Below are 23013 nucleotides of genomic sequence, written 5' to 3'. Positions count from 1 at the left end.
TCACAAAGCCTCATACCCTAACACCCTCAAACTTTAAAAACATGCAAACGACAGATACAGTATTAATGATAGAACCGATTGCATTCGGTTACAACGCAGAAACTGCAAAAAATAATTACTTTCAGGTAGAACAGACAGGTTCTGATATTCAATCAAAGGCTTTAGCAGAGTTCAATACCTTTGTTGGAAAGCTGAGAGAGAAAGGAATCAATGTAATTACCATAAAAGATACATTAGATCCTCATACACCGGATTCCATTTTCCCTAATAATTGGGTAAGTTTCCACAAAGATGGAAAAGTGGTTTTATATCCGATGTTCGCTTCCAACAGAAGAGTGGAAAGACGCGATGATATTATAGAAAGTATCAAAGATCAGGGATTTGAAGTTGCTGAAATTGACGACTGGTCATTTCCTGAAACTCAGGGACATTTCCTGGAAGGAACAGGAAGTATGATCTTCGATCACGATAATAAGATTGCTTACGGATCTGTTTCCTTGAGATTAGATGAAAACCTATTCAGAGAATTCTGTGAAAAATATGGCTTCACACCAGTAGTTTTCCATTCTTATCAAACGGTGGGTACAGAAAGACTTCCTATTTATCACACCAATGTAATGATGTGTGTGGCAGACCGGTTTGTCGTTATTTGTCTTGACTGTATTGATGATGAGCTGGAAAGAGAAAAGGTGATTGAAACCATTAAAAATTCAGGAAAAGAAATCGTTGAAATTTCAGAAGAGCAAATGCAGCAGTTTGCAGGAAATATGCTTCAGGTTCAGAATAAAGAAGGTGAAAAATTCCTTGTTATGAGTCAGACAGCTTATCAATCTTTAACTTCGGAGCAAGTAGCTGCCATTGAAAAATATTGCGAAATTATTTACTCTGATTTAAATACCATTGAAGTAAACGGTGGTGGAAGTGCAAGATGTATGCTTGCTGAGGTTTTTCTTCCTAAAAAATAATTAAAATCATTACCATTATATTCTTCTGACTTTGGAAACAGGGTCAGAAGTTTTTTTTATCATTCAGAGGATAAAAGTTTCTGTATGTTTTTTACATGAAGAAACAGGAAAAAGTTAGCTAACTTTGCCTGGAATGTTTAAAATCTAAAAATGAGACAATACTTTTTATCTTTAGCAATTCTCCTAGGAATATTTGTGGTAGGGCAACAGAAAACGTTCTGTAATCCAATTAATATAGATTATGGATATACCCCTTTTGAAGTCTTTTCAAAACAAGGAAAACATCGTGCTACAGCAGATCCGGTAATTGTCAATTTTAAAGATAAACTTTTCCTTTTCTCTACGAACCAGGAAGGATATTGGTACAGTGATGATATGCTGGACTGGAAGTTTGTAAAAAGGAAATTTCTCAGAGACAATAAATACATTCATGATCTTAATGCTCCGGCTGCCTGGGCTATGAAAGATACCCTGTATGTGTATGGTTCTACCTGGGAGCAGGATTTTCCTATCTGGAAAAGTACCAATCCCACCAAAGACGATTGGAAAATTGCTGTAGACACCTTAAAGGTTGGCGCTTGGGATCCTGCATTCCATTATGATGAAGATAAAAACAAGCTTTATCTGTATTGGGGTTCCAGCAACGAATGGCCTTTATTAGGAACAGAAGTAAAAGTGAAAACCCTTCAATCTGAAGGCTTTGTAAAACCGATCCTTAAATTGAAGCCGGAAGATCACGGATGGGAAAGGTTTGGGGAATATAACGATAATGTTTTTCTTCAACCCTTTGTGGAAGGAGCCTGGGTGACCAAACACAATGGAAAATATTATATGCAGTATGGTGCTCCGGCAACAGAGTTTAGCGGATATTCCGATGGTGTATATGTTAGCAAAAATCCTTTGGAAGGCTTTGAATATCAGCAGCACAATCCGTTTTCTTATAAACCGGGAGGATTTGCAAGAGGTGCCGGACATGGGGCAACCTTTGAAGACAATTATAAAAACTGGTGGCATGTTTCAACCATTTTTATTTCCACAAAAAATAATTTTGAAAGAAGACTGGGAATATGGCCGGCAGGATTTGATAAAGATGATGTCATGTATACCAATACAGCTTATGGGGATTACCCGACTTACCTGCCGCAGTATGCGAAAGGGAAAGACTTTTCAAAAGGTCTTTTTGCCGGATGGATGTTGCTGAATTATAATAAACCCGTTCAGGTTTCATCTACTCTGGGAAGCTATCAACCCAATTTTGCCGTAGATGAAGATATTAAGACTTATTGGAGTGCAAAAACCGGAAATTCCGGAGAATGGTTTCAGACCGATCTTGGGGAGATATCCACAATCAATGCCATTCAGATTAATTATGCGGATCAGGATGCAGAATTTATGGGGAAGACCTTAGGCAAAATGCACCAGTACAAAATCTATGGATCGAATGATGGAAAAAAATGGAATATTATTGTGGATAAAAGCAAAAATACCAAAGATGTTCCTCATGATTATGTTGAGCTTGAAAAGCCTGCATCGGCAAGATTCCTTAAAATTGAAAATCTGAAAATGCCCACAGGGAAATTTGCATTAAGTGGTTTCAGGGTATTCGGGAAAGGAGCAGGGGAGAAGCCCCGAAAAGTAGAAGGGTTTGTCCCTCTCAGAGCTGATGCTAAGAAATATGGAGAAAGAAGAAGTATCTGGATGAAATGGCAGCAAAATTCTGAAGCAGACGGATATGTAATTTATTGGGGGAAATCTCCGGATAAATTATACGGAAGCATCATGGTATATGGAAAGAACGAATATTTTTTTACAGGTGCAGACAGAACGGATGCTTATTATTTCCAGATCGAAGCTTTCAATGCCAATGGAATGTCTGAAAGAACAGAAATCGTAAAATCTGAATAAGATAATATTTTATCTGAGGATGTAATATCTTGGCAGTAAGCTGGGAGAGGGAAGTTCTTGAAGTACAAAACAGAAATATCACATATTTTGATTAGTTTTTTTCAGACTAATCAAATCTATGATTACCGTTACAATGAGTGTGTATTATAACTTCCAGTCTATTGCTCCCAGCTTCCATTTAAAGTATTCATTTTTTATCAATATGTTTTAGAAATGTTTCAATTTTATCAATAAGAAAAGTATTATTGGGCCGCTTATCCCAATCCAGATGTCCTCCTTTGAATTCATATGACTCATGGATAACATTATTTTTGCTGAGAATAGAATCCAGAATTTTCTTTTGACTTAAAGGAACCACCCGGTCTGTTGTTCCATAATAAGAAAGAGTAGAAGCAGAAGCAGACGTAATCCAATGTATTGGGCTGGCAAAGTTGACGGGTGAGGTTGCAGTAGGTAGTATTTTTGGGTCAACCAGGTGCTTTTCTACAAAAGAATATTCTTCATAGTTTTTAAAACCTGTATCTGAAAGATCAGCAGGACCTACTATATTAATAACTGCTTTTACCTCTTTATCAGCATGAAAATAATAACCATAAAGCATAGATAAATGACCTCCGGCACTATTTCCCAAAAGGATTAACTTAGGGCTGTAACTTAATCTTTCTTTTAGAAACTCAGTCACTTTTGTGATATCATCCGTTTGATTGGGAATTCCATATTGTGTAGCAGAGGCCAGTCTGTAGTTCATATTCATAAAAATATGATCTGGAAATCTTTGCATCATGGAAAGGGTAAAAAAGGTAAGTTGGGATTTATTTCCACCACGCCAGCCGCCACCATGAATAATAATAAAAACTTCACGTTCTCCGATCAATTTTTTATCAGGAATATAAAGATCCATAACCTGATCTGGGTTATTTCCATAATGAATATTTTCTTCTTTATTAAAATAGACATTATGGCCAAGACTGATCTTGCTTTCTTTACAGGCTGTCAATAAAAAGAAAATAAAAAAGGTGATGAATACTAAGCTCTTTTTCATACAATTAAAGATAAAAAACCTGCTGAAGAATCAACAGGTTTGTGTACAAAATAATTTGATTGAATATGAAGAAAGATAGTTTTTATCTGGTTCTGCTTTTGATAGAATCGGAAGCCCCTTCAATATCTCTTACCTTTTTCAGTTTTTTATTTCCGAAATTGTAAGTAAGGCTCACTGTTAAGTTTCTTTTATACTGATTCTGGTGGATATAGTTATAGTTTCCGTTGCTTTGGTAATCATCAATTACTACAATATTGGTTCTTAAAACATCATTTACATTCAGGGCAAAAGTCCAGTCGTTCCAGTTTTTCTTGATGCTAAGATCTAAACTTGATAAACCTCGTAACATCCCCAATTCTATCTGCTGTTTGTCTATGTAGAAAAAGTTCACTCCAAGGAACCACGTTTTCGCTTTATCAAGACGAATGGTATTATTGGTCTGAATCAAAAGACTGGTAGAATTTACATTATTGACATAGGTTACAAAATTTCCAAGCTCATCTTTGAATCGGTCCCCTGTGGTAGGATCCATATCCAAACTTCCGTTGTTCCTGTTATGCTGAACTCCTATGCTGAAGTTGGTTGTCCAATACTGTTTAAAAAATGATTTTTGGACTCCTATCATCGCTGACATTTCCTGCTTATCTCCAAAATTGGTTCTAATATATCTTAAAGCAAGATTTTGACCAGTATCTCCGTTAGGTTTCACAGGATAACCCTGTAGAGGAACCTGGGTGATAGCATCTTTAATATAAGAATGGTTTAAAACTACAAAATATGAATTCTTATACATGTACATTAGCTCTTGATTATAAGTCGAGGAAGCCTTTACAAATGGGTTGTTTTGTGTATAATTGTCATCAGTCAGCTTGTTCACCACAGGATTGATTTCCCAGAAACTTGGTCTTCTCATTCTGCTTGAAAATGAATAGGAAATATTGTTCTTATCATTAATAGTATAGTTAAGGCTCAGGTAAGGAAGAAAATTATTGTAGTTTCTTTCAATTCTTTTAAGAGCTTCTGCCCCTTCAGGTGGATTATCTGAGGTTCCTAAACTATTAGTGATCTCATATCTTGTTCCAATTTTTCCAGAGAACTTATCCGAAAACTTTTTTTCAGCAGTCACATAGAAACCATAGATACTTTCATCATAGATAAAGTGGTTAGGGGCTAACTTTGGCGTATCCTCTGGGTCAAAAAAGTAAGTATCACTTTTTGTATCGTTATCTGTTTGGGTTTTATTATAATTTCCTCCAATGGAAATGGTCAGGTCATTTTTAAATTTTTGAATGTAATCCACCATTCCGGAGAAATTGTTGATAATCTGCGGAAGATCCTGGAACATCTGTATAGACTTATTTCCTATGTTTCTGTTGATGTCAGAATTATAAGTAATATTATCTATAGCCTGGAATCTTTTATAATTCAGGTAAGCTGCATTTACATTCAGTTTACTTCCTAAAGAATCGGTTTTCAATTCATAATTTAAATTGAGCGAGTTATTATAACTTCTTGCATCTTCTTTATTTTTAGACCATGTATAACGTGGGCCTTTTTCGTTAACAATAGTATTGAACAAATTTACCGTTGAATTATAACTCTTATTGGCCCAGGTATTCCAGGATAGAGCTAAGTTGCTTTTATCGTTTAACTGATAGTCGATGTTCAGATAACCGCCAATGTTTTTGTTTGGATCATCAATATCACCTGTAGATTCATTGGATGCATTTTTACTGCTGTTCTTCAGAGTATAGGTTTGAGCTTCAATATTTTCACCACCACTGAGACTGGCACTTATTCCCAGTTTATCTTTTCTGTAGTTGGCAGAGAAACTTGCCTGGCTGGCATTGTATTTACCTTGAGTGTTAGAGAATCTCATATTTCCATTAAGACCATCACTCATTTTTTTCTTTAAAACGATGTTGATGATCCCGTCAGAAGATTCTACCTGATATTCACTTCCCGGAACTGTAATTACCTCAATTTTCTGGATGTTTTCTGCCGGAGTATTTTTAAGGAACTGAGCTAATGATTCTGCATCCATATTGGATTTTCTTCCATTGATGTAGATTAACACATTGTTCTTTCCTGCAATCTTTAATGTTTTATCATCGGTGGAAGACAATAACGGAGTCTGTTTCAGAATATCAAAGGTTGTATTTCCTTTGGCTATAGGAGAAGAAGCAACATCATAGACCAGACGATCACTTTGTTTTTTGAAAACCTGTTTGGTGATGGTAATCCCTTCTATATTTTTAGTTTTTGTCGAGTCAGATTTCTTTTCCTGTGCAAAAGCACAAGTTCCGAATATGACTGCAATTGACAAAAGTATACGTTTCATGTTTGTTTTTTTTAAGAGTGGTAAGTTTTTATAGTTTAGGTTCTTGATTTTACAGCATCATTCGCTGATTTCATTTCCCTTGCTTTTTTCAGTTTCTGATTTCCGAAATTGTAGGTTACTCCAATGCTTATTAATCGTGGATAGTTGAAGTTCGTTATATTATTATACTTCCCGTTAGGCTGTATACTGTTAACTCTGTAAAAACTCTGATTAAATAGGTCATTTGCCTCTGCAATTACGGTCCAGTCACCGATAATTTTTTTCAAACTGATATCAAAGCTTTGTCTTACCCCTATTGTACCACCTTCCATAGCTACTTTACTTCCGAAAAAGTAATTAACTCCTAGAAACCAGTCCTTTTTAGAAGAAAGACGAACGACATTATTGATAGTTGCAGACATATTGTAATTTTTAACATCTACGATGTAAGGTTCCAGTTCTTCCGATTCGTATGGCCCAAGCTGAGAAGTAGGATCTTGCCATACACCACCAGTGTAAGTAATATATCCTAGATTTACGGAATAGTTGGTGGTCCAGATATCTTTAAACCAGGACTTGTTCATTCCAAGCGTCAAACTGATTTCTCTATTCTTACCATAATTGGTTCTGATGTATCTCAGGAATCTTATTTTATCCATAAGCATATTACCCGCTTGATCGTATATGTAATTACCATTTTCATCCTTTTGCGGAGTGGTTAAAATTCCCTGTAAAGGAAGCAGGTCAGAAGCTGCGGCATCGTCTACCATTGTATAACTCAGGTTAGCATAGAATGCATTTTTGTACATATAGTTCAGCTCCTGATTATAGAACTTCGCAGCCAGTACAAAAGGATTATTTTGGGTATAATTGGTTGGAGTAAAATACGTTCTGGATGGGTTGAGCTCCCAAAATCTTGGTCTTCTGATTCTACTGGAGAAAGTATAACTTAAATTATGGTCGGAATTGATGGCATAATTTAAATTCAGGTAAGGAAGCAGGTTATTATAATTTCTTTCAAATCCTGTTTTTCCAAGAATATCTCCGGTACTTCTGGTCATTTCATAACGGGCACCTATTTTTCCGGATAACTTTTCAGTCAGTTTTCTTTCATAGTTTAAATAAATACCTAAAATATTTTCTTTATAAATGAAATGATTGGTCTGTTTAGTATCCATTACAAATTCATCGCCGATTAATTTGTCTTGTCTTGTATCATTATCTGTATTGGTGTAATTATAGCTAACTCCCATTAACCATGTTGCCCCTTTAGCCGTTTTTTTCAGATAGTCGATATTGGCTGCATAATTGTTGATAATTTGGGGTACAGATTGTTGTAAAGCAGAATATCTCTTTTTATACTCTGCACTTGAAGGATCAATATTGAATGGAATACTCTCATTGAAACTTACCTTATCTCTGTTAAACCATAAATAAGAAACATTAGAGGTAAGTTTACTGCCTATAGAATCTGTTTTGATCTCATAATTCAAATTGAAAGAGTGATTTCTGGTTTGAGCATCTTCATAATTAACAGTTCTGTCCATTAATACTCCATTTTGCCAGTTCGTCATATCCAGAACAGAATTGAAACTCTTATTATATCTCATATTATAAGATAATCCAAGACTTTGTTTCTTGCTGATTTCATAATCAATATTAAATCCGCCACCGAAGTTTTTATTAGGATCATCATTAGAGCCATAGGACTCATTTCTGAAGGTTGGATCCCCGTTAGATAGTGTATATTTTTGTCTTTCTGTCCAGCTACCCATTCTAAAATTAGAATTTCCTGACCATTTTCCCTGTCTGAAGTTAAAAGATCCTCCTGCATTAGGGTTGTTGTAATAAGCTTGTTCGTTCTGCATTTTCAATGTCCCGTTGTAGCCATTATTTTTGTTCCTCTTCATCACAATGTTGATGACCCCTTCCTTAGATTCCACCTGGAATTCACTTCCTGGAACTGTAATGACCTCAATTTTCTGAATATCTTCCGATGGAGTAGACTTCAGCATTTCAATCAATGCCTCAGAATCCATATTGGTTTTTTTGTTATTGATATAAATAACAGCATCAGATTTACCTAAAATCTTTAAGGTTTTACCATCAATGCTGGAAATCATTGGAGTCTGCTTTAAAAGGTTGAACGTATTAGTGCCTTTAGCGATAGGAGAAGCTGCCACATCATAAACAAGACGGTCTCCCTGCTTTTTGAAAACCTGTTTCTTGATATTGACTGACTCAATAGCATTTACTTTCAAACTATCTTTTTTCTGTTGAGCGGAAACCAGTCCGCTGAAGAATAGTGCTGCAATGAGAATTTGAGTTTTCATGATTATTATATTTTAATTAATAGCTTGTATGGTTTGTTATTTAACATTACAAAGATATATAATAAATTTAGTATCATGCAATACAAAGTACTTAAAAATAATTTGAATTAAATTTAACTTATTGATTTTCAGTTACTAAAAATTAGTATTTAAAAATGCACTGCTTGACCTTTCTGTATAATAAGACAACTGTAACAATAATTCTGTTACAGCGAAACATGAAATTTTATGAAAAATAGTTTTATTCTCTGTCGAATTGAGCCAACTTTTTATCGACCCATACCGTAGCAAAGGGGAAAAAGGCTGCTAATAAAGCGAACACAAAATCTTCGTCATCCCAGTTATAAATTTTTCTTGCGGGAATGCAGAGTAAAAGGTAAAGTGTAAAAAATAACCCATGTAGACTACCAATGACGCTGATGAAAATAATAGAATAGAGATTTTCATCATACCGGATCCAGATCATAGCCACACAATATAATAAAACACATGAAATAGCTTCCGCAAGACAAATCTGTTTAAACCATTTGATGAGTTTTTCCTGAGAATATTTTGAGAAGAAATTTTCGATGAAGTTCATTTTTGTAGAATAAGTTGAGTATTAAAGGTAGGGGACTCTACAGTTTCCCACTTTAATCTCTTATTAATGGTTTTGCAAAATTACTTATAAAAGTTACTTCCATCCAAATATTCAAAAACTTCAGGTGGTAACATAGGCCTCACATTCTTACCTTCTTTGATCATATTACGGATTTCTGTAGCAGAAAGTTCTATCACAGGAGCCTTTATCAGAGAGATATTTTCATGCTGAAGATATTCTGAATCCTTCTTTTCTCCTTCAAACACCCTTGGATAAACAATGATATGATGATTTTTAATCAAAGCTTCAGAATTTTTCCATTTGTGCAGGCTATCCAGATTGTCCTCGCCCATAATCAGGCTGAAAGAATAGTCTGGGTGCTTTTCATGCAGATAAGTAAGCGTATCAATGGTATAACTTGGCTTTGGAAGAGAAAACTCCACGTTGGAAGCACGCATATTAGGATAATTCTTTACTGCCAACTGTACCATATCCAATCGGTTGTGGTCCTTCAATAAAGATTTTTTGTCTTTAAAAGGATTTTGTGGACTCACCACAAACCACATTTCATCCATATCGGAATTTTCCAAAATATAATTGGCTAAAATAAGATGTCCAATATGGATCGGATTAAAAGATCCGAAGAATAAACCGATTTTTTTCATATTTGTTAGATAGCAGAAAGGGATAATATAGTAAATGAATGATCTAGTCCTTAAACTTTACATCTTTGATATTAAGATAATGAGTTACATTGCCTTTCCAATGATTTTCTTCCAGCGTAAAAGCCAGATCAAAATTTTTATTTTTAAAATCCTCTACAAACTGTCCGAGTTTGAAACCTACACATTCAATATTTCGTCCCGTAGATTCTTGCTTGATATAAAACTTTAGATGATTGTTGTCTTTACCCATCGTTTTAACATAGCCTGAAAGCTTTTGATTCGTAAGTGTAAAGATAGGCTTCATATTGTGAGGTCCGAACGGAGCCAGTTTTCTATGGAAATTGATGAACTCTCTGTTAATTTCGTCAACGGTAATTTCAGTATCAATTGAGATAGAAGGTTCTTTCTGATGATCCTGAATTTTTTCAGAAACAATCTGTTCAAATTTTACTTTAAAAGCATCAAACTTATCCTTCTCCATTGAAAGTCCTGCAGCAGCATGATGTCCTCCAAATTTAAGGAAATATTCCGAGCATAGATCAAGAGCTTCATGAACGTCAAAATCCGAAACCGATCTTGCAGAAGCTACCATTTCACCATTATTTCCGTCCGTAAAAACCAATGTAGGTTTATAATAAGTTTCAATCAGTCTTGATGCTACAATTCCAATTACCCCTTTGTTCCACTCAGGATGATAAACAATGGTAGTGTGTTTCGTTTCCTGTTGAGATTCTATAATCTGGTTCAAAGCCGAAAGAGTAGAGTTCATGTCCAGTTCACGTCTTTCATCGTTGAGGTTCATGATGTCACTCACAATCTGGTTGGCATGTTTCAGGTTCTCAGAAACCATAAGTTCTACTGCAGCTTTTCCATGGGAAATTCTCCCTGCAGCATTTATTTTAGGGGCAATTTCAAAAACAATATTTGAAATTTCAAAATGAGACAACTTATCTTCGGGAATTAATAATCTTAATCCGAGGTTTCTTGTTTTTCTAAGGGTTTTTAATCCCATTTTAGCAAGAACTCTGTTTTCTCCGGTCATCGAAACAATATCTGCAGCGATGGATATAGCCAAAAGGTCTGTAAGCTCAAATAATTCTGCGTCCGGAAGTTTATAGATGGTATTCAATCCCTGGCAAAGCTTAAAACCTACACCGCATCCGGAAAGTTCCTTGAACGGATATCGGCAGTCGCTTCTTTTAGGATCTAATACAGCTGCAGCATTAGGAATTTCTTCACCAGGAAGGTGGTGATCGCAGATGATAAAATCTATTTCCAGGCTGGAGGCATAATTAATCATATCAAGAGCCTTAATTCCGCAGTCCAGTGCAATGATTAGTGAAAAACCATTCTCTTTGGCAAAATCAATTCCCTCTGTAGAAATTCCATATCCTTCAGAATTCCTGTCAGGAATATAGTAATCCAGGTATTTTTTCTCAACAATTTTGCTGAGGTAAAGGTACATTAAAGCAACAGCTGTAGTTCCATCTACATCATAATCGCCATATACCAATATTTTTTCGCCATTTTCAATTGCAGTAGCAATACGCTCTACAGCTTTTTGCATGTCTGCCATTAAAAACGGACTGTGTATATCGTTAAGGTTTGGTTTGAAAAATTCTCTCGCCTTCTGATAATTGTCAATTCCTCTAAGAACGAGAAGTTTAGATTCAAAAGTACCAAAACCAAGTGACGAACTTAGTCCGTCCACAATTTCCTCATCGGGTTCGGGCTTGTAAATCCATTTTTGACTCATGTTCACAAAAATAAGGAAAAAAAATAGCATTTTGGTGGGATAGGGAACGAAGTTTTGACTTAATAATTGTTAAAAATTAATTACCTTCGTGCTCCAAATTTAAATGACTATGAAAAAAATTATCGTATGCCTTGTATTTTTAGGGGCAATGAATTCGATCAGTGCACAGAAAATCAATCTTGGAAAAGCTGCCGGAATTGTTTCAAATGGTGCCAAAGCTTTAACGTTTACCAACGAAGATGCTATTAAATTATCCAAAGAATCTGTAGATTGGATGGATAAAAACAATGCTGTAGCAGGACCCAAAGATCCTTACACAGTAAGACTGAACAAGTTGTTTGGAAAACACAAAACACAAGACGGTCTGAATTTGAACTATAAAGTGTATAAAGTGAAAGATATCAATGCTTTTGCTTGCGCAGACGGAAGTGTACGTGTGTTTTCTTCTCTGATGGATATTATGACGGATAACGAATTATTGGCTGTAATTGGTCACGAAATTGGTCACGTTAAAAATCAGGATACGAAAGATGCCATGAAATCAGCTTATTTAAAAGCAGCAGCATTAGACGCAGCTTCATCAGCATCTGGTGCAGTAGCAACTCTTAATGATAGCCAGATCGGAAAAATGGCCAATGCATTTTTAGATGCTTCCCACAGCAAAAAGCAGGAGTCTGAAGCAGATACCTATTCTTATGAGTTTATGAAGGCTAATAAATATGACGTAGTGGGAGCTTATTCCGCTTTCAAGAAACTAGCTTTGTTATCTGAAGGAAGTACACAATCCGGTTTTGAAAAAATGTTTAACTCTCACCCGGATAGTGAAAAAAGAGCTCAAGCAATCAAAAAGAGAGCAGAAAAAGACGGATTATGGAAAGATCCGGGAACTGTTACGCTTCCAACGACGAAACTTACAAAATAATTATTTTATTTATTGTTTAAACAAAAATACCTCAAAGCATAGCCTTGAGGTATTTTTATATTCATTTTATTGTATCAGATTAAGAATACATTTTTTCTTTTAATTCTTTTACTTTTTTATCAGCAAGATATTCGTCATAAGTCATTTCTCTATCGATAATTCCGTTAGGAGTTAATTCAATAATTCTGTTACAGACCGTTGACAACATTTCGTGGTCATGAGAAGCCAATAAAAGATTTCCTTTGAAGTTAGACAATGAGTTGTTCAATGTCGTGATACTTTCAAGGTCTAAGTGGTTGGTAGGTTCATCTAATAAAAGAACGTTAGCTTTCTGAAGCATCATTCTACTGAACATACATCTCATTTTTTCTCCTCCTGAAAGTACTTTACAAGATTTCAACGCTTCATCACCAGAGAATAGCATTCTTCCTAGGAATCCTCTTACGAATTCTTCGTGACGCTCTTCATCATTTTTCGTGAATTGTCTCAACCAATCAACCAAGCTTAAATCTTCCTGGAAGAAATTAGTATTATCTAAAGGCATGTGAGATTGGTTAGTAGTTACTCCCCAAGCAACAGTTCCTTTATCTGCTTCAACGTTTCCAGCCAGAATTTCGAAAAATTCTGTGATCGCTAAAGAGTTTTTAGAAAGTACGGCTACTTTATCTCCCTTTTTAAGGTTTAAGTCAATATTAGAGAATAATAACTCTCCGTCTTTTGTTTTTTCAAGACCTTTTACATCAAGAATCTGATCTCCCGCTTCTCTTTCCATTTCGAAAATGATCGCTGGGTATCTTCTGGAAGAAGGCTTAATATCGTCAATATTTAATTTGTCGATCATTTTCTTTCTTGCAGTAGCCTGTTTAGCCTTAGCAACGTTAGAACTGAATCTGGCAATGAAGTCCTGAAGTTCTTTTTTCTTCTCTTCAGCTTTCTTGTTAGCCTGAGCTCTTTGTCTTGTTGCCAATTGAGATGCCTGGTACCAGAAAGAATAGTTACCTGTGTAAAGGTTAAGCTTCGCATAATCTAAATCTCCAATGTGAGTACACACTGTATCTAAGAAGTGACGGTCGTGAGATACTACGATTACCGTGTTTTCATAATCAGCAAGGAAATCTTCTAACCAAGAGATAGTATCAATGTCAAGGTCATTGGTAGGTTCATCCAGAATCAATACATCAGGATTACCGAAAAGTGCCTGAGCCAAAAGAACCTTTACTTTATCTTTGTTCTCAAGTTCACTCATCATTTGCCAGTGCATTTCATCTTTAACACCTACGTTGGAAAGCATGGTTTGTGCATCAGATTCAGCAGTCCATCCACCCATTTCATCATAGATTACACCTAATTCACCCGCTTTAATTCCATCTTCGTCGGAGAAATCTTCTTTTGCGTATAACGCATCCATTTCCTCCTTTATCTCAAATAATTTTTTATTACCTCTTAGTACAGCTTCAAGAACAGTATATTGATCATAAGCAAAGTGATCCTGCTCTAAAACTGACATCCTTTTCCCTGGTTCCAGAGATACGTGACCTGTTGTAGGATCTTGCTTTCCTGTTAATATTTTAAGGAATGTAGACTTTCCCGCCCCGTTTGCTCCGATGATCCCGTAGCAGTTTCCTTTGGTAAACATAATATTTACCTCGTCAAAAAGAACTCTTTTCCCGAATTGTAAAGATAAGTTAGATACTGTTAACATATAGTTTTGTAAATTTGGCGCAAAAATACAAAAAGAATTTGGGTATATTGTAATAATATAATAGTCAAGTTTTTAAATGTATGGTATTTTTTATATATTTCATTAACGAAATTTTAAAATAATGAAGATTGAGAAAACAGTTAATATATTAAATAAAAGAGCCCGCTTTGAATATGAAATTCTTGAAGAATATGAAGCCGGGATGGTTTTGACGGGTACAGAAATAAAATCTTTACGTTCTTCTAAAGCATCTATCACAGAATCGTTCTGTCAGTTTATTGATGGGGAATTATACATCATTAATATGATGATTGATGAGTACAAATTGGGTACTTTTTACAACCACAAAACAAAAAGGGAACGGAAATTGCTCTTGCACAAAAAAGAATTGCAAAAACTTGAAAAAAAGTTAAAAGATGCAGGAAACACGATTATAGCTTTAAAATTATATATCACTGATCGAGGTAAAGCAAAAGTGCTGATAGCGCTGGGTAGAGGGAAAAAGCTTTTCGATAAAAGAGAGGCCATTAAAGATAGAGAAAATAAGCGGAACCTGGACAGAATATTAAAGAAAAGTTAAAAATCATTTGAAAAACTTTGTATATAAAGAAAAATTATATTTATTTTGCATTATCAATTATTTAATCATTTAATTCTATGAAAAATCTAAAATTAGGAATTTCAGCATTGGCGCTTACTGTTGCTTCTACTGTTTTCGCACAGACTACCAACAATCCGTGGTTAATCGGAGTTGGTGCTCACGCAGAAAACCATGTAGCTGCACGTGCAGGTTTCAGTAATACGTTCTCTGCGAAAAATTTGACAAAGAATCTGTTCAATATGAACAGCTATTCTATTACACCTCCATTATCTAAGTTAACAGTTGCTAGAAACGTTGGTAAAGGTTTAGTTATTGACTGGCAAACTTCTGTTGGAAATGTTGAAAACAAAAGATTCAACATGGGGAAAGAATTTTTCTTAATGACAGGTATTGGTTTCCAGGCTAAAGCTGCAGGTCTTTTATGGAACGAAGAATCTTGGTTTGATCCATATTTAAGAGTTGGTGCTAACTACCTAAGACATGACTATACTGGTCAAACTTTCCCTAAAAATGGGCTTGATGCTAATGGAAATGTATTAGATTACAACGTACCTAATGGAAAAGATGGTAACGAGAATGGTAAAGCTAACTTCTTTACTGTATCTACAGGTGCTGGTGCTAACTTCTGGGTAACTAAAAACTTCGGTCTTGGTATCCAAGGAGATTATGTATCAACTCCAGGTGATAAATCTACAGTTGCTAACTTCTGGCAAGCTTCTGCTTCTATCTTATTCAGATTCGGAAACAGAGATAGAGATAAGGATGGTATCCTAGATAAAGATGATCTTTGTCCAGATACTCCAGGTTTACCAGAATTCCAAGGATGTCCTGATACTGACGGTGATGGAGTTCCAGATAAAGACGATCAATGTCCAGATGTAGCTGGTCCAGTTGAAAACAACGGTTGTCCTTGGCCAGATACAGACGGTGATGGTGTTATCGACAAAGATGATGCTTGTCCTACTGTTGCAGGTCCTGCTGAAAACAAAGGTTGTCCTTGGCCAGATACAGACGGTGACGGTATCCTTGATAAAGATGATGCTTGTCCTACAGTTCCAGGTCTTCCAGAATACAACGGATGTCCTAAACCTAAGACTAAAACTGCTGAAGAAGTTGAAACAACATTCAAGAGTGTATTCTTTGACTTCAACAAGGCTACAATTAAAGCTGAATCTAAGCCAGCATTAGATAGAGCTGCTGAAATCATTAAGAAAGATGGAGGTAACTATCTATTAGAAGGTAGAACTGATGCTAAAGGTGCTGCTGCTTACAACTTGAAATTATCTAGAGAAAGAGCTGCTTCTGTAGTTGCTGCTTTAGATTCAAGAGGTGTAGATGCTAACGCTCTTAAGTCTGTAGGTGTAGGTGCTACTAAAGCTACTGTTCCTGCTAAAGCTACTGACGCTGAAAGACAAGTAGACAGAAAAGTAGTTGTTAAAGCTATTGAGAACGAAGCTGAGTGGAATGCAATCGCTAAGAAAGATTATGCTGACGCTCCTGCTAAGAAAGCTCCAGCTAAAAAAGCTACTAAAAAAGCTCCAGCTAAGAAAAAAGCTGTTGCTAAAAAGAAAAAATAATTAATTTTTCTAAATAATGAATACCTCCAATTTTTTGGAGGTATTTTTTTTTTGTAGACTTTTGAGTAATTTTGTTGAAAATTTAAAAATTTAAAATGGGAAGAGCATTTGAATATAGAAAAGCTTCTAAAATGGCCAGATGGGATAAAATGGCCAAAACTTTCTCTAAAATAGGTAAGGATATTGCATTAGCAGTAAAAGCTGGAGGAACAGATCCTGAAGCTAACCCTGCTTTGAGAAGATGTATCCAAAACGCTAAAGGGGCAAACATGCCTAAGGATAACGTAGAAAGAGCAATCAAAAAAGCGAGCGGTGCAGATGCTGAAAACTATGAAGAAGTTACTTATGAAGGATACGGGCAAGGAGGAGTTGCCTTTTTTGTAGAATGTACTACAAACAATACAACCAGAACGGTAGCCAATGTAAGAGCTGTTTTCAATAAGTTTGACGGGAATCTTGGTAAAAATGGTGAACTGGCATTTATCTTTGACAGAAAAGGAATTTTTACAATTGATTTAGCTCAAGTTAAAATGGACTGGGATGATTTCGAAATGGAAATGATTGATGGAGGAGCTGAAGATGTAGAAAAAGATGAAGAAGAAGTAATGATTACTACTGCTTTTGAAGACTTCGGGTCTTTATCTCATAAATTAGATGAACTGGGAATTGAAGCGAAGAGTGCAGAATTACAAAGAATTCCAAATAATACAAAAGAGGTAAATGAAGAACAGTTCAAAGCGAATATGAAAATGCTTGAGCGTTTTGAGGACGATGATGATGTGCAAAACGTTTACCACAATATGGAAATTACTGAGGAGCTAATGAACTCTTTATAAAAAATAATATAGCATTCATATATAGTTAACTTTCAATTAGTTTCTTTGTGAAAAACTATGAAACGCCTTCATGTATTTTCGATTTGGAAAATAATAGGCGTTCCGTCCGGCCAATTTAAAAGCTGAAAAATATACGGATGAAAAGAAACGTTGAGTTAGTTGTTATATCGGATGTTCATTTGGGAACTTATGGATGTAAGGCTAAAGAATTGCTGAGATACCTCAATTCTATCCAGCCTAAAACTTTGGTTTTGAATGGTGATATCATTGATATCTGGCAATTCAAAAAGTCTTACTTCCCTAAACCTCATTTGAAAGTGATCCGAAAAATTCTTTCATTTGCTACTAAAAATACAGATGTTTATTATATTACAGGAAATCACGATGAAATGTTCCGCAAGTTTACCGATTTTGAATTGGGGAAACTTAAAGTCTGTAATAAAATCTGCCTGACTATTGACCAGAAGAAAACCTGGATCTTTCATGGTGATGTTTTCGATGCATCAGTTCAACATTCAAAATGGATCGCCAAACTCGGTGGCAAGGGATATGATCTTTTAATTATCATTAATAATGTCGTAAATTGGTTTTTAGAGAAAATGGGTAAAGAAAAATATTCATTTTCAAAGAAAATAAAAAATAATGTAAAGAAAGCGGTAAAGTACATTGGAGATTTTGAACTCACGGCTTCTGAGCTGGCCATTGATAATCAATATGACTATGTAATTTGTGGTCATATTCATCAGCCGCAGATTAGAGAGGTTGTTAATAAAAAAGGATCCTGTATTTATCTGAATTCCGGAGACTGGATTGAAAACTTATCAGCATTAGAATATAATGATAAGGAATGGAAGATCTTTTATTATGACGATCATAAGCATTTATTGAAAGATGATGAAATTGAGGAAATCCAGGAGATGGATAATTCTGAGCTTTTAAAAATTGTAACCAATTTTACCTAATGAAAATTTTGTATGCATTTCAGGGTACCGGCAATGGGCATGTGGCGCGGGCACAAGAGATTATTCCGATACTCAAAAAGTATGCTTCGGTAGATACGCTCATCAGTGGTCATCAATCGCAATTAAAGGCCGATTTTGACATTAATTTTCAATATAGAGGTATTTCCCTGCTTTATAATAAAACAGGCGGTTTATCCTATCGAAAAACATTTACTGATAATAGCTTTATTGATGCAGCAAAGACAATAAGGGGATTGGAACTTTCCCAATATGACTTAATCATCAATGATTATGAACCTTTGACAGGTTGGGCTTCTAAATTAAAGAAACTGCCAATGATTGAACTTAGTCATCAGGCTTCTATGAGCTTTCCGGAAACCCCTAAGCCTCAAAAGAAAGATTTTCTGGGAGAAATGATTTTAAAATATTATGTTCCGAGTGAAAGGAAAATCGGTTTTCATTTTGAAAATTATCATCCCCAAATCAAAAAACCGGTAATCCGAAGAAAGATAAGAAATCTTAATCCTTATAAGAAAGGATATTACCTTGTTTATCTTCCGAGCTTTGCAGATGAAAATATCATTAAAGTTCTGAGAAAAATTCCGGTAGAGTGGAAAGTGTTTTCAAAATACAGTAAAGTACAGGTTAAAGTAAAAAATGTTGAAGTATTTCCTATTGATGAAATCCAATATCTGAAATATTTTGAAGGGTGTGAAGGAATTCTTTGCAATGCAGGTTTCGAAACTCCTGCAGAAGCACTCTTCATGGATAAAAAATTATTTGTAATCCCAATTCACAATCAATATGAGCAGGAATGCAATGCCTGTGCTCTGGATAAAATGGGAATTCCCAACTCTAAGGTTTTAAATTTGCAGGAGATTATGGAATGGGTGGCTTCAGATCATCACCTTAAAGTTGATTATCCTGATAATATTGAAGAAATCCTGGTGAAGGATGTCTTAGTTCTTTAAGAAAATATCATCCACATCATTCATTCTCATCATTACGGCTCTTGCATATGAGCAGTGAGGATAAACGTTCCAATTATTTTCCCTTGCAAATTTGATGGCTTCTTCTACCAGATATTTTCCCATTCCTCGTCCTTCAAATTCAGGATGAACCAGAACAAAAGAAATAATTAATTTATGATCTTCAGGAAAAATTGTATAGGTTAATCTTCCTACTTCTTTTATTTCATTATTCAGGGTAAGAACTCCGCCGTTTCCAGATCTGTTGTTTTCAAATTTCATGATAGAAGGTTTATTGTTATTATTAAAGATACGAAAATTATGAGGACTGATAAAATGTATTGGGTTTGATAGTCCTGCTATTCATTACTTGCGAAGCAAAATTGACTAGTGACAATCTATTTATCCTTTCCTGTATAATAGTTATAATCTTTAATAATAACATTAATAAACTGTTTTTCCGTCATTTTTGTAGGATCTATTTCCAGTTTCAGAATGCTTTTGATCTTATTGGAAAGTTTACTGATGATCTGGCGGTCGTCCGCTTTCACAGCTTTAGTATAATTATCCTTGATGATTCTCATATCATTATCACTTAAAGCAATAACCTGAGGAAATGAAGGAATATAATCGTCATTGATATTCTCGAGAATCGTATGAGAAATATTAATATTGTTTTTTAAAGAAATCACAGCCGTTCCGGAAGCGATATCTCCCAGACGCTGATTGTTTTTGGAAACAATCATTGAGATTAGGCCTACCACTCCTGCAAAAGATACATCTATCAGCCTGAATACCCAACGGATTAAATAATCTCCAAAACTGGCCTGATATCCATCAATCTTTACCACTCTGATTTTCATGAGTTTTTTCCCTGGCGTCTGCCCTTCCATCAAACTTTCCAAAACAAGAGGATAAATGTAAGTAGGGAAGGTGAGTATAATATAAACTGCCATTACAGACCAGTTATCCAGACCATTAAGTAAATATCCCAAGTCCAGGATGTTGAAAAACAAATACAGAACAATGACAACGTAAGCAACTCTTATCAGAAGATCAATGATAAATGCAAGCATTCTTTCTCCAACACTTGCCGTATTGAAGTTAATATTTACATTTTGTGAGGTATTTATCGCAATCTGAGACATATTTTTTATTATTTTAGCCTTACAATTATGAGAGAAGTTTATTTCATTAAACAAAATAAAGAAAAATGGTTGGGAATAGAACAGGTTATTGATGGGAAAATTAAAAAAAATCCTGATGACCTGTCTTCGTTATATATTAACCTGATCAATGATCTTTCTTTTGCCCAGACTTACTATCCTAAAAGTAATACAACCATTTATCTGAATCACCTATCTTCACAAATTTTCCAAAAGATTTATAAAACCAAAAGAGTAGAGGAGAACAGATTGGTGTATTTCTTTAAAACAGAAGTGCCGCTGCTGGTGTATCAGTACCGGAGATATTTACTGTATGCTTTTCTGTTTTTTGTTCTTTTTACTTCTATAGGCGTACTTTCTGCTATGTATGATAAAGATTTTGTGAATATTATTCTTGGTGAAAGTTATGTAAATGAGACTATTGAAAATATTAAAAAAAATAATGCAGTTGGAGTATATCAGAGTGGAACAACCTGGGGAACAACCATTGGTATTATTTTCAACAACATCCAGGTAGGTGCTAAATTATATATCTACGGAATTGCTGGTGGAGTGGGAACTTTATTTGCATTGCTCTCCAACAGTGTTATGTTAGGATCTTTCCAATACTTTTTTTATGATTATGGTGCTTTGAAGGAGAGCGCCAGAGGAATTTGGCTTCATGGCGTTTTTGAAATCTTTGCTATGGTCGTAGAAGCGATGTGTGGATTGATTTTAGGGGCATCTATTCTATTTCCGAGAACCTTTTCAAGATTTAATTCTTTTAAAAAAGGATTTAAAGATTCTTTTAAAATATTTTTAAGCACTGTTCCTTTCACTATTTGTGCCGGAATTATCGAAGGGTATGTGACAAGACATGCTTTAAAAATGCCTATCATCCTGAACCTGATTATTATTCTGGGATCTCTGGCGATTATAGGATTTTACTATTTTGTATATCCGGTTATAGTCAATAAAAAAACTAATAAACACATCAATGATACAATTTTATAAAAAAAGAGATTTTGGAACTTTCATCAGTGACAGTTTCAATTTTTTCAAATTATACGGAAAGAATTATTTTAAGAACTACATTCTGATCAATGGCTTACTGTTGATTTTAATGGTAACTGTTTTTATTTTTGGGTATAGAGAGCTTTTTTCTCAAATTTTCGGCTCTAATCTGGGGGGAGATACTTATTATTTTGAAAGGTATTTTTCAGACAACGCCGGAATGCTGATCGGAGTTGGGATAGTTACATTCCTGCTTTTTATGATTCTGGCTATTGTCAATTATCTTTATCCTGTTTTTTATCTGAAAAGAATCGCTGCCGGAGCAAAAAATATAAAGACCGATGAGATCTTAGGTGACTTTAAAGAAAATATAGGTAGAATTGGTAAGTTGTGTATTGGGATGACATTTATTGTAATTCCTTTATCTTTATTTATAGCAGGGTTTTCCTATCTTCTGATATTTGTGCTTATTGGGATTTTTCTTGTAATGATTGTTTATCCTACATTATTTAATGTGATTACATTTCTGATGTATGATTATTTTAATTCGGGCAGAGGTTTTATGGAAAGTCTGAGTTATTCTATCCGGTCACAATTTTCTTATCCTAACGGAAGCGAAAAATCTCCTTACTGGAAATATTGGGGTGCAGGATTTGTAATGTTTATTATCATATCTATTGCCAGCTCTGTATTTACCTATATTCCCATGATTTTTTTCTACGGTTCAATACTTACCTCTACACCCGATGGAAGTTTTGAGCAAGACCCTTTTACAGGTGCTTTCGGAATCATATTTTTTGTATTTTATGGAATTTCAATGCTGCTTTCATTCTTCCTTTCGAATCTGTTGTATGTGAATGCCGGATTCATGTATTATGACAGCAGAACGGATCTTCATCAGAAAGTAGAGCTTGAAGAAATAGACACTATTGGAATTAATGAATAAGGTTCTTTTTTTCATATTATTCGTTTTCTCCCTAAGCCTTGTTAAAGCTCAGGATGAAAATGATATGGGCGATTCACTGTTTACAACGGGACATTATCATAATATGCTGCGTGCAGATTCCGTACTGGCAAAAAATCCTATTTCTGAAAATACTGTATATCCTAAAGAGTTTAAGAAAAATATTCCATCAAGATATAAAGGAAATGAATTTGATTATTCTGTATCAAAACCCAGAGAATCTTTCTGGCAAAAACTATTGAAGAAAATAGACCGTATTTTTAGAAGCATTTTTGGAGAGACCGTTTTTGAAAAATCTTCCCAAATGACGGTAGCACTTGTTCGGCTTTTTGCTATTATTCTGGTAGGCTTTCTTCTATATTTTATTATTAAATATATTCTTGGAAAAGACGGGAGTTTTATTTTCGGTAAAAAAAATAAAAAACTGAACCTGAATGTAGAAGAACTTCATGAAAATATCCATGAAATCAATTTTCCGGAAAGTATTGCAAAATTTGAACATGCTGGAGATTACCGTTCAGCCGTTCGTTATCAGTTCTTATTTATTCTTAAAAAATTAAGTGATAAGAAACTGATTGCTTGGAATCCTGAAAAAACCAATAAAGATTATGTGTCGGAACTAAAAGCTACCCAGCTTAAAAATGAATTTTTCGATCTGTCTTACATTTTCGATTATGTATGGTATGGTGAATTCAATATTGACGAACAGAGTTACCAGAGATTTAAAAATCAATACCAGGCATTTAAACCATAACC

20 protein-coding genes are annotated in these 23013 nt (G+C 34.9%); 11 read left to right on the top strand and 9 right to left on the bottom strand.

Translation table 11 applies throughout. From position 1 onward, the window contains the following. Nucleotides 1-41: 41 nt before the first annotated feature. Entirely contained in the window at nt 42-965 is a 924-nt protein-coding gene (ctlX, locus tag EG344_RS08870; RefSeq protein WP_123909141.1) for a citrulline utilization hydrolase CtlX, read from the top strand. Nucleotides 966-1115: 150 nt separating this feature from the next. Continuing rightward, the gene (locus tag EG344_RS08865; protein ID WP_123909140.1) at nt 1116-2870 is read left to right on the top strand and encodes a discoidin domain-containing protein; all 1755 of its coding nucleotides are present in this window, start codon (nt 1116-1118) and stop codon (nt 2868-2870) included. A 187-nt stretch (nt 2871-3057) separates the two neighbouring features. On the opposite strand, the gene EG344_RS08860 is transcribed toward EG344_RS08865, so the two are convergent. From EG344_RS08860 to recJ, 6 genes are all read right to left on the bottom strand, one after another. Then, nucleotides 3058-3912: an alpha/beta hydrolase gene (locus EG344_RS08860; RefSeq protein WP_123909139.1), complete on the bottom strand. Its 855-nt coding sequence runs from the start codon at nt 3910-3912 to the stop codon at nt 3058-3060. 82 nt (nt 3913-3994) lie between these two features. Continuing rightward, a complete protein-coding gene (locus tag EG344_RS08855; protein ID WP_123909138.1) occupies nt 3995-6253 on the bottom strand; it encodes a TonB-dependent receptor domain-containing protein in 2259 nt (752 codons plus the stop codon). Between the two features lie 35 nt (nt 6254-6288). Continuing rightward, a complete protein-coding gene (locus EG344_RS08850; RefSeq protein WP_123909137.1) occupies nt 6289-8565 on the bottom strand; it encodes an outer membrane beta-barrel family protein in 2277 nt (758 codons plus the stop codon). 241 nt (nt 8566-8806) lie between these two features. Beyond that, nucleotides 8807-9145 (bottom strand): DUF3817 domain-containing protein, encoded by a 339-nt coding sequence (locus EG344_RS08845; RefSeq protein ID WP_123858847.1) that lies wholly within the window; start codon nt 9143-9145, stop codon nt 8807-8809. Nucleotides 9146-9225: 80 nt separating this feature from the next. Then, nucleotides 9226-9810, bottom strand: a complete 585-nt coding sequence (nadD, locus tag EG344_RS08840; RefSeq protein WP_123909136.1) for a nicotinate (nicotinamide) nucleotide adenylyltransferase — start codon at nt 9808-9810, stop codon at nt 9226-9228. A gap of 43 nt (nt 9811-9853) precedes the next feature. After that, the gene (gene recJ / locus EG344_RS08835) at nt 9854-11566 is read right to left on the bottom strand and encodes a single-stranded-DNA-specific exonuclease RecJ (protein ID WP_123909135.1); all 1713 of its coding nucleotides are present in this window, start codon (nt 11564-11566) and stop codon (nt 9854-9856) included. A 109-nt stretch (nt 11567-11675) separates the two neighbouring features. Between recJ and EG344_RS08830 the strand changes: the two genes are divergently transcribed. Beyond that, nucleotides 11676-12488 carry a M48 family metallopeptidase gene (locus EG344_RS08830; RefSeq protein ID WP_123909134.1) on the top strand — a complete coding sequence of 271 codons (813 nt, stop codon included), beginning with the start codon at nt 11676-11678 and terminating at the stop codon, nt 12486-12488. Nucleotides 12489-12567: 79 nt separating this feature from the next. On the opposite strand, the gene EG344_RS08825 is transcribed toward EG344_RS08830, so the two are convergent. Next, the gene (locus tag EG344_RS08825) at nt 12568-14190 is read right to left on the bottom strand and encodes an ABC-F family ATP-binding cassette domain-containing protein (protein WP_123909133.1); all 1623 of its coding nucleotides are present in this window, start codon (nt 14188-14190) and stop codon (nt 12568-12570) included. A gap of 121 nt (nt 14191-14311) precedes the next feature. On the opposite strand from EG344_RS08825, the gene smpB reads away from it, so the two are divergent. The 5 genes from smpB (at nt 14312) to EG344_RS08800 (ending at nt 19137) form a co-directional block, all read left to right on the top strand. Next, nucleotides 14312-14770 (top strand): SsrA-binding protein SmpB, encoded by a 459-nt coding sequence (gene smpB, locus EG344_RS08820; protein WP_068940217.1) that lies wholly within the window; start codon nt 14312-14314, stop codon nt 14768-14770. Between the two features lie 77 nt (nt 14771-14847). Next, nucleotides 14848-16368, top strand: coding sequence for an OmpA family protein (locus tag EG344_RS08815; RefSeq protein WP_123909132.1), 1521 nt, complete (start codon nt 14848-14850; stop codon nt 16366-16368). Between the two features lie 95 nt (nt 16369-16463). Beyond that, complete coding sequence (locus EG344_RS08810) at nt 16464-17204, top strand: YebC/PmpR family DNA-binding transcriptional regulator (RefSeq protein WP_123909131.1); 741 nt, start codon at nt 16464-16466, stop codon at nt 17202-17204. Nucleotides 17205-17341: 137 nt separating this feature from the next. Further along, complete coding sequence (locus tag EG344_RS08805) at nt 17342-18166, top strand: UDP-2,3-diacylglucosamine diphosphatase (protein WP_123909130.1); 825 nt, start codon at nt 17342-17344, stop codon at nt 18164-18166. Then, on the top strand, nt 18166-19137 hold the full coding sequence (locus EG344_RS08800) for a glycosyltransferase family protein (RefSeq protein WP_123909129.1): 972 nt from the start codon (nt 18166-18168) through the stop codon (nt 19135-19137). The genes EG344_RS08805 and EG344_RS08800 overlap by 1 nt, the downstream gene beginning before the upstream one ends. Here EG344_RS08800 and EG344_RS08795 read toward each other — a convergent pair. Both EG344_RS08795 and EG344_RS08790 read right to left on the bottom strand, forming a co-directional pair. After that, the gene (locus EG344_RS08795; protein ID WP_123909128.1) at nt 19126-19416 is read right to left on the bottom strand and encodes a GNAT family N-acetyltransferase; all 291 of its coding nucleotides are present in this window, start codon (nt 19414-19416) and stop codon (nt 19126-19128) included. The two genes, EG344_RS08800 and EG344_RS08795, sit on opposite strands and share 12 nt — an antisense overlap. Before the next feature lie 116 nt (nt 19417-19532). Beyond that, complete coding sequence (locus EG344_RS08790) at nt 19533-20282, bottom strand: RDD family protein (protein ID WP_123909127.1); 750 nt, start codon at nt 20280-20282, stop codon at nt 19533-19535. Nucleotides 20283-20309: 27 nt separating this feature from the next. Between EG344_RS08790 and EG344_RS08785 the strand changes: the two genes are divergently transcribed. From EG344_RS08785 to EG344_RS08775, 3 genes are read left to right on the top strand one after another with little or no spacing between them, the layout of a single operon-like run. Then, on the top strand, nt 20310-21293 hold the full coding sequence (locus EG344_RS08785) for a stage II sporulation protein M (RefSeq protein WP_123909126.1): 984 nt from the start codon (nt 20310-20312) through the stop codon (nt 21291-21293). Beyond that, nucleotides 21277-22239 carry a DUF4013 domain-containing protein gene (locus tag EG344_RS08780; RefSeq protein WP_123909125.1) on the top strand — a complete coding sequence of 321 codons (963 nt, stop codon included), beginning with the start codon at nt 21277-21279 and terminating at the stop codon, nt 22237-22239. The genes EG344_RS08785 and EG344_RS08780 overlap by 17 nt, the downstream gene beginning before the upstream one ends. Next, on the top strand, nt 22232-23011 hold the full coding sequence (locus EG344_RS08775; RefSeq protein WP_123909124.1) for a DUF4129 domain-containing protein: 780 nt from the start codon (nt 22232-22234) through the stop codon (nt 23009-23011). Before EG344_RS08780 ends, EG344_RS08775 begins: the two co-directional genes overlap by 8 nt. Nucleotides 23012-23013: the final 2 nt, after the last annotated feature.

The organism is Chryseobacterium sp. G0162, from assembly GCF_003815715.1.
Lineage (GTDB): Bacteria > Bacteroidota > Bacteroidia > Flavobacteriales > Weeksellaceae > Chryseobacterium.
The sequence above is the reverse complement of the archived record's forward strand: the minus strand, read 5'-3'. Positions and strand labels throughout refer to the sequence as shown.